Origin of the sequence: Marinobacter sp. (assembly GCF_041686475.1) — a bacterium.
GTDB lineage: Bacteria > Pseudomonadota > Gammaproteobacteria > Pseudomonadales > Oleiphilaceae > Marinobacter.
Window position 1 is genome coordinate 1 of the sequence record NZ_JAWLDU010000044.1, and the last position, 14,996, is coordinate 14,996.

A 14,996-nucleotide genomic window follows, 5' to 3' on the forward strand; every position below is an offset into this window, starting at 1 on the left:
AGGCCGGGCTCGAAGGTGTCGGATTCGATGTCTGTTACGAATCCGTGTTCGTATTCCCGTTTGATCAGCTCGTTCACCTCTTTGTCGGTGGTCGCCATGCTATTACTCCATACCTTTTTATAACAGGGGCTGCACTGCTAAAGGTTCGTTCTATATCATAGTGTCGATACGATACTATTTGCCGTGGGTGGATATGTCAATGTAATATCGATACGCTACCGATCAGGATCAGATGTTTGCGCGTGTCTGGCAGGCGAATACGTCGAGCAGCCTCGGGATGGTTATGAATCTGGTGGTTATGTTGGCATTCTGGCTCGACGGCCCGATGCAAGATAGTCGTAGACGAGGTTTCTGTGCTTTTCAGGTCCGAATTTTGATTGCACTGCCAAGGGAGATAACCGGTGAAAACATTCCCCGCTGATTGCATCCAGTTCCACGAGACTGACATTGTTGTTGATGCCGAATTACTTGCTTCTCTTTTTGATATGTCAGTGACGTCACTAAGGGAGGCTATGAGTGCTGGCAGTGTGTCTACTCTGGTTGAGCGGGGTGAGGGCGAGGACGATGGGAGAACGAGGCTCACGTTCCGGTACTCAGACCAGCAATTCTCAATGATGCGGGAACGTGACGGCCAGCTTTATGAAACAACCCCGCCTGCACCGGACGTGCGTCCCGTTAAACCGTCTCTGATGCAATTATTCGATGTCCGGAAATAAAGCAGAAAGGCTACGAATAGTCCGCAGGCAATCGAACCTTTTCACATCAGACACTCGAGAACCGGCAGCAAAGCTTATCGGTTTCATAAAGATCCAAGACTGCTGAGGATTGGCTGCAATAGCCAGCGTCTTGTCCATTTTGCAGAAAATATTTGCAGCTTGAGCAGGTTCCGAAATGAACCTCTTCGTCACCTTCCTCAGGCTCCTCAGTGCCTTTATTAAGTATCAATAGTGCGTCACATAAAGCTGTGCGCTTATCTTCGGGTAATTCATCAAGCGACTGAACCAGGACCCTTAGGGGGTCGGCTTCCAGGGCTTTCATCCCGGTCTGGGTAACGTCGAACACTGCGCTCCTGCGATCGCTCAGGCCACGGCTGCGTTCCAGATAGCCCAGTTTTACCAGGGATTTTACAGTTTGAGAGGCCGTGCCTCGGGTGGTTCCGTGGTAACTGGCAAACGCTGAAGGCTGACGCGAGAAGCGGTTCGCATGAGCAAAAAATCGCAATGCCGCCCATTGTGCGCTTGTCAGTTCTGATGCAGAGCACTGCACCGAGCGACGTGCGAGGTGGACCAATAAATCAGCAATGCGTTCTGGGGAGTTTGTCATACAGAAATGATAGCGCTTCACTATTAAATTGACAAACGTTTGTTGTATGACCAGCAGCGCGTCGACAACAGCTATGCCCCGCCGGCCATTGCATGCCTCCTGAATTAGCACCATGATTTGGAAACTAATGATTCAACCACTATCAGCAGATTTTCCGGCTGACAGATGACGAAGACGCCGATCCGGATCTGGGAATCCTCAAAGCCGTCGGCGCCTTCCTGAAAGACGAGCTCGGCCGTGCCCGGCGGGTGAAAAACTCCCGCCGAAATCCCGGGTGATGAATACTTAGCGCGCGCAAGCACCTCTATTGAAAAAGCGCCGTTCTATCAGAACAACAAACACAGAAGAGGGATTCATGATTTTTGACTACGTGATTGTCGGTGGCGGTTCAGCTGGCGCGGTATTAGCTGCGCGATTAACCGAAGACCCTGCAATAAGCGTCTGCCTGCTTGAGGCAGGTGGTAGGGGAGATCACGTGCTGGTCCGCGCGCCAGCGGGTGTAGTGGCACTGATGCCTGGCAAGGGAAAAATCAATAACTGGGCGTTCAAAACTGAAAAGCAGCCCGGACTTGATGGCCGCCAGGGATTTCAGCCGCGGGGCCGCGGTTTGGGTGGTTCCAGCCTGATCAACGCCATGCTTTATGTGCGGGGGCACCGGGAAGATTACGATGGCTGGGCCGAACTCGGGTGCCAGGGTTGGAGCTGGGACGAGGTGTTGCCTTACTTCCGCAAAGCTGAATGCCATGAGAACGGTGCTGATGAAATTCACGGCGCCGACGGCCCTCTCCATGTTGCCAGGCAGAGATCGCCAAGGCCCATCTCGGAAGCTTTTGTTGAAGCTGCCAAAGAGCGGGGTTATCCAGCGACTGATGACTTCAACTCCGGTGATAACGAAGGCGTCGGCCTTTATGAAGTAACTCAGTTCCATGACAAAGAACGTAACGGTGAACGCTGTTCGACCGCCGCGGCGTATCTCTATCCGGTCATGGGGCAACGGGATAACCTGAAAGTTGTGACCGGCGCACGAGCTACCCGCATCGTTTGTGAGGGTAAGCGTGCTGTCGGTGTTGAATACCGTCGCAAAGGACAGACGCATAATGCCTCGGCCCATCAGGAAGTTATTGTTGCCAGTGGTGCCTTTGGGTCTCCCCAATTGCTTCAGCTGTCGGGCATTGGCCGTCCAGAAGACATAACGCCCCACGGCATTTCCATGGTTCACGAGCTGTCGGGTGTCGGTCAGAACCTGCAGGACCATCTGGATTTTATTCTGGCTTATAAAAGTGACGATACCGATAATTTCGGTTTCAGCCTGGCTGGCATTAAAAACATGCTTGGCCACACCCTGCAGTGGCGGAAGGACGGAACCGGCATGATAGCCTCCCCCTTTGCGGAGGGAGCCGCGTTTCTGAAATCTGATCCGGATCTGGACAAGCCGGATCTGCAACTGCATTTCGTTGTTTCCATTGTCGAGGATCACGCTCGCAAGCTGCACTGGGGGCACGGCTTCAGCTGCCACGTATGCAATCTGCGACCAAAATCCCGCGGGCGTGTTTTCCTGCGTAGCGCCGACCCCATGGCTGAACCTGCTATTGACCCGAAGTACCTGTCTGATCACGACGATCTGGATCTCACTATCAGGGGCGCGAAGATTACCCGCGATATTATGGAAGCGCCTGCACTGGCCCGGTATCGCCAATCAGAATTATTTGGCATTCACGATGATATGAACGATGAGGAGTGGGCCCGGCATATCCGCGCCCGGGCCGATACGATTTATCACCCTGTGGGCACCTGCAAGATGGGCGTTGATGATATGGCCGTGGTTGATTCGGAACTGAAGGTAAGAGGGCTTGAAGGTCTGCGTGTGGTAGACGCCTCGGTGATGCCAACCCTGATTGGTGGAAATACCAACGCACCAACAATCATGATCGCAGAGAAAATTGCTGACGTTATTAAAGCCGGCCGCGCTTAACCCGGTGCTTTCGGAGCTTGCGACACCCGGGCGGATTGCCCCTCATTCTTCGGGGGCAGTTTCGGTTTTGAGCAGAACCCAGTCCTGCATGGTCAGTGTAAACTCACCAGCTTGCCGCCCTGAAAGGAAGAGACTGACTGATGCCAGGTGCCGTATGTTCAACGGCTCTGCGTTGGTCACGGTTTTGCCTCGCCAGGTGGGAACAAAGTCTTCGAAAGGAAGTTGTATGCGGCTCCATTGCCTGGTTTTCGGTGTAAAGCTGTGCTGGTAGACGATGCTGCGCCGATCGGTGCTGTTTCGGAGTCCGATTTTGTAGGTTTTACCATCGCCCCGGGCGAGCAGTTCGATGCCCAGGTAGCCTGATGCATCAGTGGGAATCGGCAAGTCTGCTTTGGCGGAAGCAAAGCCACCGCCGTTATCCAGCCGTACTGTGCCACGGAATTGGCCATATCCTTTTTCGGAACTGACAACGGTGCCGTCAGACTTCCCGCCCATCACGCTGTCGCCAAGAGATTCCCAGTTCAATGCCTGGTCAAGGTCGCCAAAGCTGACCAGTGTCTGGCGCCGATTCTGATTGGGATCGCTGATATTGGTGGATGTGGTCATTGTCTGGCCAGTTCAGAAAATTCAGCGTAACGATATTACATTGACAGAATGTTTGCGACCCGGCCTGTGAAAAGTTATTGAAGCGCCCGTGCTTTTGGTCAGGAGAAGCCCTAATGTTCGCCCTGACCTGAAATTTGCACTTTTTCGACTTATTTAAGAGTGCGGCGTCTTTATACTCCAGTTATGTTCTGTTTAGAGCACTGACTGAACCCTATGGCCCCCTTTGCACTTCAATGTCTCCTGTCGTCTTCCACCCTTGCATGTGGCCGCCATTGCACTGGCCCGGTGGTATTGCGTATCCGTCCAGCCTGTATGCTCATCTTCCTGTTCGCGTTGCTGTTAGGGCTGATTGCGTGGCCCAAAACAGCGACAGCCACTGAGCGCCCGGACTGGACCGGGGTCTGGGACACCCAGTGGCGTGGCGGTGGCGCGGTTATGGAGCTCCAGCAGGATGGTAAACGGGTTGTAGGCACCTACCCCGGTTTCGACGGCGAGGTCGAGGGTCGAATTGAAGGCAATGAGTTATCCGGCACCTGGTCCGATACGGCAGGCCAGGGCGAGCTCACTTTCGTGATGTCCCCGGACCAGCAAAGCTTCATGGGCCGGTTCGGAACCGGAGAGTGGTGGACAGGTGTCCGTTCGGACACAAAGATCCAGGAAACACTGTTCGGGGCTCTTGATAATTCCAGCGCAGATCAAACCCTGTTGTCGTTTCTCAAAGCCGGAAACCGCGCAGGGGAAGGACGCAGCGATCGGCTTGGCGTTGTGTTGCCGCTGTTAGACTTTTCAGCGTTCGATGAGCCCCTGACCCTATACGATCGCATCGACCTTGCGCGCCTTTTATTCCAGATTCTTGACCGCCTCACCCTAAGGCTATCGGAACTGAATCCGGAAGAGGATTCGGTCAGACCAGGTGAATACACGGTCAACCTCAATCAGGCAGGCACTAACCTTTCCTATACACTCAGGCTGCGCACCAGAGAAGAGTCCGGTGATGCGGGCCCACGATCGTGGCAAATTGTTGTCCCCGCTAAAGCAGATATGCAGGCCTCTCTCGATCTACTGCTCGAGAATCGCGGCGGGGAGGTGCCACACCCGCACCAACACCATGAACTGGCGTCGCCGCGGGATACCATGCGCACTTTCCTCGAACAGTGGGATAATGCCCGGCGCGGCGACCGGGAGCTTTTTCTGAGGACCATGGATCTGTCGAAAATTGCCGGCGCCGTGCGCGAAGATGAAGGCCTCCTGCTCGGCGAGTATCTTATCGGCGTTCTTCATCGCATTGGCCTGCCCTTACGTCAGGAAATTCCCGATAACCCGGTTAGACAGGCGGCATACAATCACTTCGTCCATCCCTCCGGAACCGTTGTCATGGAACCGGTTCTGCAGGAGGACGGGTCGGTGCTTTGGCAATTCAATGCCGAAACCGTAGCCAGCGCTCGCCAATTGTTCATTGCAATGGAAGATATGCCGTTGGCAGAAGCCGAACGACAGTGGAAGTCGACACCGTTTTTTGAAATCCGTAATCGTGCCCGTTCTATTCACCGAGGGTTGCTTCAGGAGACCGGGGCCGGCATGGAATTATGGCAATGGCTCGCCCTGGCGCTGTCACTACTGTTCAGTATACCTGTGAGTTGGGCCTGCGCCTGGTTGTTGGCAACAATTTTCGGGCTTAACAGAAATACGGAAGACCAGACCCTCGCTCCAGGGGTTCGCTTCCTGTGGCCATTGCGCCTGATCCTCATTGCCGGTTGTGGTTTACTGGCTCTTGGCACTCTGGGGCTCCCGCAGGAAGCAGATATACCACTGCGCGTTTTCATCGGGGTCACGCTTTCCATTGCGGGCGGGTGGCTTGCCTATCACTTGGTAGACAGAATAAGCGAAACGCTGGATAACCATGCACGAAGCTACCTCGGTTTCCGCAACGAAATTCTGCGCTCTCTGGTGACGTCACTGGCCAAACTGGCCGTCATTATTGGCGCCATCCTGTTTCTTGCCGAGATCCTGTCAATTCCATACGAGGGGGTCATCGCCGGCCTTGGCATCGGCGGCCTCGCCGTCGCGCTGGCGGCGCGCAGCACGCTGGAAAACCTGATCGGCGGCATTACCCTTTATGCCGACAAGCCGGTAGAGGTCGGTGATTTCTGCACTTTCGGCGATTATATGGGGGTGGTCGAGGGTATAGGTCTGCGCTCGGTGAAAATCCGTTCTCTTGATCAGTCGATCATCACCGTGCCCAATGCAGAATTTGTGAACCTGAACATCGAAAATCTTACCCGTCGCAATCAGATGTTGCTGCAGTCCAGAATCGGTTTTCGCTATGAGACGAAGCCGGACCAAATACGCTGGCTGCTGGCGGAAACCCGCAAGTTGTTACTGCAACATCCAATGGTGGCGCCGGAACCCGCACGGGCCAGATTCGCCGGTTTCGGCAATCACTCGGTGGACATCGAAATATTCGCCTACATTAAAACCAACGACTTCAGCGAATTTTTCAGTATACGAGAAGATATTTTCCTGCGCTTGATCGATATTGTCGAGGAGTCAGGTACAACTTTCGCATTCCCCTCCACCATCAATTACCTCGCAAGAGACTCAGGTATGGATGGCGAGCGTGCTTCCCGGATCGAAGCCATCATGCGTGAGTTGCGCAATGGTCAAAAGTTACCCTTCCCGGAATTTGACGACAAAACCCGAAAAGAGCTTCTGGACTCTCTTGATTTCCCCCCGGAAGGCTCAATCGTGTCCGGTCGGCGTGATAAAACCAATGACTGAACATCCCGAAACGTGGATTCGACAAAAAATACTCGTAAAGACCAGAGCCTGTGTATCGGAGTTTCTTTAAGGATCAAAGCAGTACATTTCTTACAGAGGTAGCAAAGTGATAATGAACAAAAATATTTTTGTACTTCTGGCTGTGCTGTTTCTGACAGCCTGTGCCAGCAGCCCACGAATCGAAACATCGCAGGCGCCGGAGGTGGATTTCTCCGACTACGGAACCTTTGCGTTCGTCCAACCGCTGGGAACTGACAGAGCCGGATACGCCTCACTGATCTCTCGCCAGTTGATCTTTTCAATCCGTCGCGAACTGGAGATGCTGGGGCTCGAGTACATTGAGGACCCCGCGCAGGCGGACATGTTAGTCAATGCACACACGCACCTGGATGAGAAAGTCAGGATCCGCGAGGTTGCTGACCCTTTCATCGGGCCGACCTACTGGGATTACCGTTACGGGTTCTATTCCGCATGGCCCAGCTATGCGACACGCACGGAGGTCATGCAATATTCCGAGGGAACACTGACCATCGACCTCATCGACGCCGGGGACCAGATGATGGTTTGGGAGGGCACTGCGCGCAATCGGGTCACCGAAAAGACCCGGCGCGATGCTGCGCAGGTCATTGACGAAATCGTTGTGAAGATCTTTGAGCAGTTCCCATGAGCCTTGAGGAAATTACCTTTAATAATCGTGAACAGGCGCAGATCGGGCTTGAACCAGGAGTGACGTCGTGACTAATCCCGCAAACGCTTCCAAGACCTTTGTCCCGAACCGCGTTTTCGTGGTCTCGCTGATCCTTGTTGCTGCCTTTGGCGGATGGGGGCTGATCGATCCTGAAGGCATGAGCGGCACCTCGCTGGGTTTCACCACCTTCATGCTGACCAGCATCGGTTGGTACTGGCTGCTGATCAGTACCGGTTTTCTCATTCTGGCGGCTTATCTGGCATTGGGACCTTATGGCAGTGTCAAGCTCGGCGATGACGACGAGGAGCCCGAATTTTCAACCGTGTCTTGGATCGCCATGCTTTTCGCCGGCGGCATGGGCGCCGGCCTGATTTTCTGGGGTGTTGCGGAACCGCTTTACCACTTCCGCGACCCGCCCGGCATGACAGGCGAGACCGCCGAGGCGGCCCGAGCCGCGTTCAAGCTGACCAATCTGCATTGGGGTCTGCACGCCTGGTCCATCTATGGCGTCTGCGCGATGGTGATCGCTTATTTTACGTTTCGTAAAAAGAAAAAGCCCCTCATTTCGACACCGATCCAGTCGCTTTTTCCCGGCGCTGGCGGCGAGCGTCTGGGCCAGGTCGCCAACGTTCTCGGTGTATTTGCGGTGGTCTTTGGCCTTGCCGGGTCTCTGACCATGGGGACTTTGCAGATCCGTGCCGGCCTTGGTGAGCTGCTGGGTACGCCGCTGAATTTCAGCATGTCACTGTTGGTCATGTTCGTCATGTACGCCACTTACATGACTTCGACCTCGGTCGGGGTCGATCGCGGTATCAAGCTTTTGTCCAACATCAATATGGCGGTTGCGGTACTCATGGTGATCTACATTGCGGTGCTGGGGCCGACGGCTTTCATCTTCGAGACCCTCGTTGATTCGATCGGCACCTACCTCACCCAGTTGCCGGGAATGGCGTTTCACCTGATGCCGTTTGAAGGGTTGCAGGACTGGACAGGAAGCTGGACGCTTACTTACATGATCTGGTGGCTGGCCTGGGGGCCGTTCGTCGGGATCTTCATCGCACGCATCAGCCGCGGGCGTACCATTCGTGAATTCTGTGCAGGCGTGATTATCGTGCCGACCCTGTTCTCGTTATTCTGGTTCGCTGTGCTGGGTGGGGCAGGTATCTTCATCGAAATGTTCGGCGGCGGTGGCATCGCCGAGCTGGTGTCGCAGGATGTCAGTAGGGCCTTTTTTGTCTTTCTTGACTTCTTTCCGCTCGGGCAGGTGCTGGGCTTCGTCGCATTATTCCTGATATTCATTTTCCTGGTGACCTCTGCAGATTCGGGCAGTTTCGTACTTTCGATGATGACCAGCGATGGCCAGCTAAACCCGCCGCTTAGCTATAAGCTGGTGTGGGGTACGCTGGTCGCCATACTGACTGTGGCAACCCTGTTCAGTGGCTCGGTAGAGGTCGCAAAGGCGATGGCAGTCACTGGTGCTATTCCGTTCTCGGTCGTGCTGCTGCTGCAGATCGCCGGCTTTCTGAGGGCCATCCGCGCCGAACGTCCCAAAACCGTTGCGAATGGCGATGTCTCATCAAAGACAGGCCCGATGGAGAATAAAGGAGCGTCGTCGTGATCATTAACCGAAGCATCTTATCCATCGTGGTTCTGGCTTTTCTCCTCGTTGGCTGCGGGATCAATCGGGAGCCGCTTCAGATTGGCGGCAAGCAGTCACCGGAGGACCGGATTGTTGCAGAACTCATTGCAGAGCTGGCCGAGGCCGAGGGTATTCCGGTCCAGCGGCGGATCGGGCTGGGCGGCAGCCGGATTACAATGGAGGCGCTGAAACGCGGTGAAATCGATCTTTATCCCGAGTACACGGGCTCCGGGCTTGCGCTACTGGGCCTGGCGCAACCACCCGATGCCGATTCGGGTTCTGCGATAGGACTGCTGCGCAATCGCTATTCGCCGCTGGGACTGTCATGGAGTGAACCGCTGGGCTTTGAAAGCAGGCCCGGGCTGGTCATGCTTCGCGAGAGAGCCCGTGCGCTGGGTATTCGCAGTTATTCCGATCTTGCAAAGCACTCCAACCGTCTGACCCTCGGTGTCGACAGTGAATTCCGTGAACGTCCGGTTGACGGTCTGGGGCCACTTATCCGTCGCAACGGCATGGATTTCAATGGGATTCTTGAGGTTCCGACCGGGGAACGAAGCGAACTCTCCGAGAAACTTATGGACGGTGAGATTGATATTGCGCAGATTCACTCAGCCGACCCCCGGATCGAGATTTTCGATCTCCATATGCTCGAAGACGACCATGAGTTTTTTCCACGTCATGATGCGGCCATCGTCTACCGTGAGGACGTTTTGCAACGCTACCCGGCGCTGGAAAACATTCTCGCGAAACTGGAGGGGGCGATTGGGGATGCGCAAATCAAGGCGCTGAGCAGGCGGGTCTCGTTACGCGGCGAAGATCCGAGAGAAGTGGTACGGGGCGAGTTGATTCGCCTGGGTCTGATCGACGGTGAACTTGGCGCGAAGGACCGGCAGGCTCTGAGTCTCGCGGTGTCACTTTCTGCAAACGCGGATGGCGAGGCTGGAACCGTGTTACGACAGCTGAGAAGGTCGTTCCCGACCAGCAACGTCAACCTGGTGCGTTCACCCGATCCACTCGGTGCTGTCGCCGATGGGAGCGTTCGTCTGGCACTTGTGAGTGCCCCCGCTTTCTTCTCTCCCGGCTCGGTGGATCCTGCTACTGGCCAGCCGTCTTTGCGCCAGGGCTTCGAAACCGTTGCCCTGGTCGGCACAAGTTTCTTGCATGCCTTTGCGTTAAATCCAGACATTGACACACTCACGGGTGCAGCCTCCATCGCGACCGGCCCGGTGGGATCGAGCGGTTTTCGGGCGGCAGAGTCTCTCATCAACGGCCTGGAACTGAGCGCCGAGCTCAAGCCGGTCAGTGGTGATACACCCGGCGCATTGGCTGATGCATTGCTCGAAAGCGGTGCCGATGTCGCCATTTTGATGCAGCCCATCGGGAATTCTTCGGCGCTGGCGTTGCTCCAACGTGGCCTTTCTCTGATCGAGGTGGACAACTGGGTCCAGAGTAACAACCGCATTGTTTTCCCTTATCTGCAGCCTGCTCGGATTAAACCATCCGATTATGCACGGTTCGTCGCTGGCCAGCGTGATGATGCAGAACTGGCTGGATTTATACGACCTGTAGAAACCCTCGCCACTCAACTGGTGTTGGCAGGCCCTGCCAATGTGGACGAAGTTCGTCTCGCTTCCCAGGGGCCCGCAGCAAGCTTCGTTCCACGGGCGCTGCCCTTGACCGACCAGGTCGTCGAGCGCATCAATTCAGCGACCGGAAAACCCGAGGCGATCTACCCGGTTCTGCCCCAGGCACGGGCTCTGGCACCGCGCTTGCCAAAGCCGCCGGAAGCCCTGAACCCCTCACCAGCAGCATCTTTTCTTTCGGTTTTCGCGATTGCGTTACTGGTCTGGATCGCATTTCTGGTAATAATGAAACCTCGTAAGGCGAATTAACTATGAAAGTGTTATTGAGTGTTTTTATAGTTGTTGTGTTGGCAGGCTGCGCTTCGCTGGCGCCTGAATCAGAAACCGCCAGGGTCACTGGCGAAGCGCTTTATCTGGAACGCATTGCCGCACCACCGGAGGCACGGCTGGAAGTTGTGTTGGAGGATATCAGTATCGCCGATGCCCCAGCCAAGCGGATCGGGGAAGTGACGATCAGAGAGGCCGGCCAACCGCCCTACCCATTCACGATCGAATACGACGAAGAGCAAATTGATCCGCGCCATACCTATCGACTGGCGGCCCGCCTTTATGATGGTGAGAAGCTGTTGTTTGCGACCGATGAAATCCATCAGGTCATTACCCGCGGCTTTCCGTCCGATGCCACTTTGCGGCTCCGGCCTGTTCGGGGTGACGATGGTAAGGACAGACCCAGCAGTCTGCCAGCGACGTTTTCAGGAACCTTACCTTCCGCAGGCCCAGGCATCGACCTGCATCTCAACCTGCTGCCCGATGGCGTCTATATGCTTCGGGAAGTCTACCGGGGCAGGGACGGGGAACCGATTTTCGATATCGGGCGCTACCTCCACTCATCGGATGGCCGGGAAGTCATTCTGCACGGTGGAAGGGAAGCTCCGAAGCGTTTTGAAAGGCTGGGCCCGGATGAGTTGCGGCTGCTCGACATGGATGGTCAACGCATCGAATCCGAACTTAACTACAGCCTTGCCAGACAACCTACATTTGAAGAGCTTGAACCACGCTTGTTACTTCGGGGCCAATACCGCTATCTGGCCGGAGCTGGCCGTTTCCGTGAGTGCCTGACCGGCCTGGAAATGCCGGTGGCTACCGAAGGTGATAATCGTGCTCTGGAGGAGGCGTACCTTGACGCCCAGGGGGAGCCCGGGGAAGAGATGATGATAAGTCTGGAAGGCCAGTTGGCCCAGCGCATGCCAATGGAAGGTCCCGACCCGGTCCGCACCCTCGTTCCGGAGCGTTTTATCGGTGTCTGGCCGGAACAGTCCTGCCCGTCGCCCATTCAACTGGCAACATTGCAGAATACCTACTGGCGCCTGACTTTACTGGGCTCGGAGGGCGTCCAGCGGGCGCAGAATCAGCGCGAACCACACCTCGTTTTCCATGAGGATGGGCGGGTAGCCGGCTCCGACGGCTGCAACGCCCTTGCCGGGTCTTATAAAACGGAAGGCCCGGAGGTGACGTTTTCCCGGTTGGCTTCAACACGAAAAGCATGCCTTGAGGGCATGGAGCAGGCACAACAGTTCCTCGATATTCTCAACGATATCAGTTCATACCGGATTATTGGCCAGCATCTCGAGATGCTCGATGGTTCTGGTGACGTCCGGTTGAGGTTCGAGAGGGTCGCGCTTTACTAAGTTGCCGGACGGGTTTCCCGGGAGGGTGGCTTCTTCAGATCGGGCGGGTCTTGCTGGGGGACTCTCCGAACAGGAGGGCGTAGTCAATCGCAAACTGCCCGAGATGACCAAAACCGAGATCTGTCGCGACCTGCTGAACGCAGCGATCGTGGCTTCGCAGCACAATCCGGCGCCTTGCGGCGTGCAGCCGAAGAATCTTTGCGTGGGCCGAGGGGGTTCGCCCCAAAAGCTCCCTGAAGGCGTAAAAAAGCCGCCTGCGGCTTACGTGTGTGGCCTCACAAAGTTCCAGAATGGACGGAGGATTATTCAACCGGCCGCGCATCAGCGCCTCGGCAACTCGCACGATGCGCCGCCGTTGGGCCAGGCTGGGCCGGGGAGCAGGCCCCTCTCCGGCGGTTACGGCCAGCGAGATAATATGCCCGGCCAGGTTGGCCTCAGAGTCCATGCCCCAGCGCGTTGCTGCCCAGGGGTCCGATAAAAGGCGGTCTATCAGCGTGGCGATGTGGGCGGTCACTTTGGCGTTGATCCCTGTGTTCCAGTTGGGCCAAAGCGCATCTGCGGTCATGCCGTATTCGGCGAGGCAGATGCGTTCTACCAGACTGGTGGGGATGGATATGGCCATTTGACATTGGTCCGCTGCCACCTGCTGGTACACCTCGCCACCGGGGTCGAGCAGAAGAAGCTGGCCAGCGTTCAGTTGTAGACCGCGGAACCGGCCACCTGAGCAACTGTTGGTGATGGGAGAAATCGTCCAGAGAGCATCGGAGCGGGCGCCTGTGCAAAGTAGCGGTATATTGGAGCTGCATCTGTAGACCAGGCAGTGATCAACCCGTGTTGCCGCAAGGGTTGTTTCCATGGGCCCGGGTGCAGACCGGGTGATTTCTACGTCCCAGATATGGCCCAGAGCCTGCTGTAACAGCTCGATCTCCCGGTAACGGCTCCGAAGCAGCGGGTTCAATAGGGACCTCCACGATTCGAGTTGCTGTTGTTATTTTGCGGTAAAGCGCTTTGGTATAGACTTGAAGCCGGGCGAACTGCCCGATGTACTTCTCACTTACAGGGACCGCGTGTTTTTCATGTATTCAGCGCGCTTAATCTGCGAGCAATAACCATGACGTCTACCCTGATACTGGCGTTTGGTCTGGTGGCCGCAACGGTGCTTATTCACACTACGTTTCTTGCCTTATCGATTCGCTGGCTGGCCGGGCGCAAGGCAGGCTCCTCCCGCTATTTTCTCTTCTGGCCCCTTACCTGGCTTTTCGTCAGGCTGGTGTGGATTCTGCTCATCAGTCACACGCTCCAGATAACGATTTGGGCCTGCTTCTATTTCTGGGGTGGTGCGCTACCGGATTTCGAGTCTGCCGTTTACTTTTCCGGTGTAACCTATACAACCATTGGTTATGGCGATGTTCTGGTGACGTCTCCCTGGCGTATCATTGCAACGGTGGAGGGCCTTACAGGCATTGTCATGTGTAGCCTTTCCGCTGCGTTCTTCTTCTCTGTACTGACCCATTTATTTCTAAGCCGCCAACACTGATTTAAAGCGGGCGAAAGTGTCGCAGGGCAGCACGTTTCAGCGTGTGCCCTCGTCAAAGGATTTATTGAGTTGGCGGACAACCACCTTTGCGTACTGTTTGGCCGCTTCCTCCAGGGATTTGGGGTCGATCGTGCTGGAAAACATCTGCCACAGGCTGTCTCCGGAGTCGGCATCGAAGAGGGTAGTACGCAGGATGTATTCGGTAGTTTCTTTGTAGGTGTCAGGGACAAGCATGGTTTCCATGTACGTTGCCGAGGCCAGCGGGCCGTAGCTCACCGTTACCGGATTAAAGACAGCGTGTTGGGGAATATGCTCGACCTGACGGTTCTTGCGAACCAGTGACACTGTCAGAACACGGTCGGCATTCTCGGACTGGAGCCGCTGCTTGATCCGCTCCCTGAGCTGCTGCGGATCCTCCCAGGGCATTTGCTGCGCCGCCCCATAGCTGGTGGCTTTCAGGTTCGAAGCCTGAAGGCGGGCTACCAGTGCGGACTCCATTACGGCCCGATTCGCCTCTTTGGAATTGATGGCCAGCACCAATATATGCTCCGGTGGCTGCATGCCGCCCGGGGCCTGCTTGATGCTTTTGACCTCGGGGCCGGCAGAACAGCCGGCAAGCGCTGCAAACGCAACGATGAACGCAAGCCAGTTTGCCGTTCGTATTACACTCTTCATCAGAACGTCCTTTTTTGTTTTCAACGATTAAAGCTTTCGACCCGGGCTGCCAATGTAGAGGTAGACTGATTGCCTCGAGCGGTCTTCAACCCGGTGCACTGAAACCGATGGCGAGCGCTCGCCCTGCTGTCGGAACACCGTAGCCATACCGGCCGCCGCGCCGTTTCGCTCCCGGACTCGCTCTTCCGGTACCCATTGTTGGCCGAGACAGCCGGCAACCTGCTCCACGGCCTGCTCATAGCGCGACTCCGCAACTTCCGGATTGGGCGCTCCAACCGTGCAGACATAGGCAGAATCGCCGTTGCCCCAGGCCCAGACCTCGCAGTGCCCCTTGATAAGCTCCTCCCTGGCACGGTAGATGGTGACTGATTTGAAATTCGTGCCGCTTCTGCGGAACTCCGCAAAGCCGTTCGGGTAGTCAGCCACGATATTTTTCATGGAGGTACAGGGATCATCGGTGCCGCTGCGCAGGTTTTCCTGAACGGCACATCCAGTCAGTGAAAGTCC

At 55.9% G+C, this 14,996-nt stretch carries 13 protein-coding genes; 8 read left to right on the plus strand and 5 right to left on the minus strand.

Features of this window, described 5'->3' with window-relative positions; genetic code table 11:
* Nucleotides 1-401: 401 nt before the first annotated feature.
* On the plus strand, nt 402-716 hold the full coding sequence (locus ACESMB_RS10900; RefSeq protein WP_372971532.1) for a DUF6522 family protein: 315 nt from the start codon (nt 402-404) through the stop codon (nt 714-716).
* A gap of 46 nt (nt 717-762) precedes the next feature.
* Here ACESMB_RS10900 and ACESMB_RS10905 read toward each other — a convergent pair whose 3' ends face one another.
* Entirely contained in the window at nt 763-1,437 is a 675-nt protein-coding gene (locus tag ACESMB_RS10905) for a MarR family winged helix-turn-helix transcriptional regulator (protein ID WP_372971533.1), read from the minus strand.
* A 241-nt stretch (nt 1,438-1,678) separates the two neighbouring features.
* Between ACESMB_RS10905 and ACESMB_RS10910 the strand changes: the two genes are divergently transcribed.
* Entirely contained in the window at nt 1,679-3,295 is a 1,617-nt protein-coding gene (locus ACESMB_RS10910; RefSeq protein WP_372971534.1) for a GMC family oxidoreductase, read from the plus strand.
* Between the two features lie 42 nt (nt 3,296-3,337).
* Here the strand turns inward: ACESMB_RS10910 and ACESMB_RS10915 are convergent, their stop codons facing one another.
* The gene (locus tag ACESMB_RS10915; RefSeq protein ID WP_372971535.1) at nt 3,338-3,901 is read right to left on the minus strand and encodes a CIA30 family protein; all 564 of its coding nucleotides are present in this window, start codon (nt 3,899-3,901) and stop codon (nt 3,338-3,340) included.
* A 291-nt stretch (nt 3,902-4,192) separates the two neighbouring features.
* Between ACESMB_RS10915 and ACESMB_RS10920 the strand changes: the two genes are divergently transcribed.
* From ACESMB_RS10920 to ACESMB_RS10940, 5 genes are all read left to right on the plus strand, one after another.
* Nucleotides 4,193-6,679, plus strand: a complete 2,487-nt coding sequence (locus ACESMB_RS10920; protein WP_372971536.1) for a mechanosensitive ion channel family protein — start codon at nt 4,193-4,195, stop codon at nt 6,677-6,679.
* 112 nt (nt 6,680-6,791) lie between these two features.
* Complete coding sequence (locus ACESMB_RS10925) at nt 6,792-7,346, plus strand: DUF4136 domain-containing protein (RefSeq protein ID WP_372971537.1); 555 nt, start codon at nt 6,792-6,794, stop codon at nt 7,344-7,346.
* A 67-nt stretch (nt 7,347-7,413) separates the two neighbouring features.
* Nucleotides 7,414-8,985, plus strand: coding sequence for a BCCT family transporter (locus ACESMB_RS10930; RefSeq protein WP_372971538.1), 1,572 nt, complete (start codon nt 7,414-7,416; stop codon nt 8,983-8,985).
* 26 nt (nt 8,986-9,011) lie between these two features.
* On the plus strand, nt 9,012-10,898 hold the full coding sequence (locus ACESMB_RS10935) for a glycine betaine ABC transporter substrate-binding protein (protein WP_372971547.1): 1,887 nt from the start codon (nt 9,012-9,014) through the stop codon (nt 10,896-10,898).
* Between the two features lie 14 nt (nt 10,899-10,912).
* Nucleotides 10,913-12,277 (plus strand): YbaY family lipoprotein, encoded by a 1,365-nt coding sequence (locus tag ACESMB_RS10940; protein ID WP_372971539.1) that lies wholly within the window; start codon nt 10,913-10,915, stop codon nt 12,275-12,277.
* Between the two features lie 34 nt (nt 12,278-12,311).
* Here ACESMB_RS10940 and ACESMB_RS10945 read toward each other — a convergent pair whose 3' ends face one another.
* Complete coding sequence (locus ACESMB_RS10945) at nt 12,312-13,235, minus strand: helix-turn-helix domain-containing protein (protein ID WP_372971540.1); 924 nt, start codon at nt 13,233-13,235, stop codon at nt 12,312-12,314.
* 153 nt (nt 13,236-13,388) lie between these two features.
* Between ACESMB_RS10945 and ACESMB_RS10950 the strand changes: the two genes are divergently transcribed.
* Nucleotides 13,389-13,814, plus strand: a complete 426-nt coding sequence (locus ACESMB_RS10950) for a potassium channel family protein (protein WP_372927323.1) — start codon at nt 13,389-13,391, stop codon at nt 13,812-13,814.
* Between the two features lie 36 nt (nt 13,815-13,850).
* On the opposite strand, the gene ACESMB_RS10955 is transcribed toward ACESMB_RS10950, so the two are convergent.
* Both ACESMB_RS10955 and ACESMB_RS10960 read right to left on the minus strand, forming a co-directional pair.
* A complete protein-coding gene (locus ACESMB_RS10955; protein ID WP_372971541.1) occupies nt 13,851-14,489 on the minus strand; it encodes a hypothetical protein in 639 nt (212 codons plus the stop codon).
* Nucleotides 14,490-14,516: 27 nt separating this feature from the next.
* Nucleotides 14,517-14,996: hypothetical protein (locus tag ACESMB_RS10960; protein WP_372927321.1), on the minus strand; the 480-nt coding region annotated here is incomplete at its 5' end.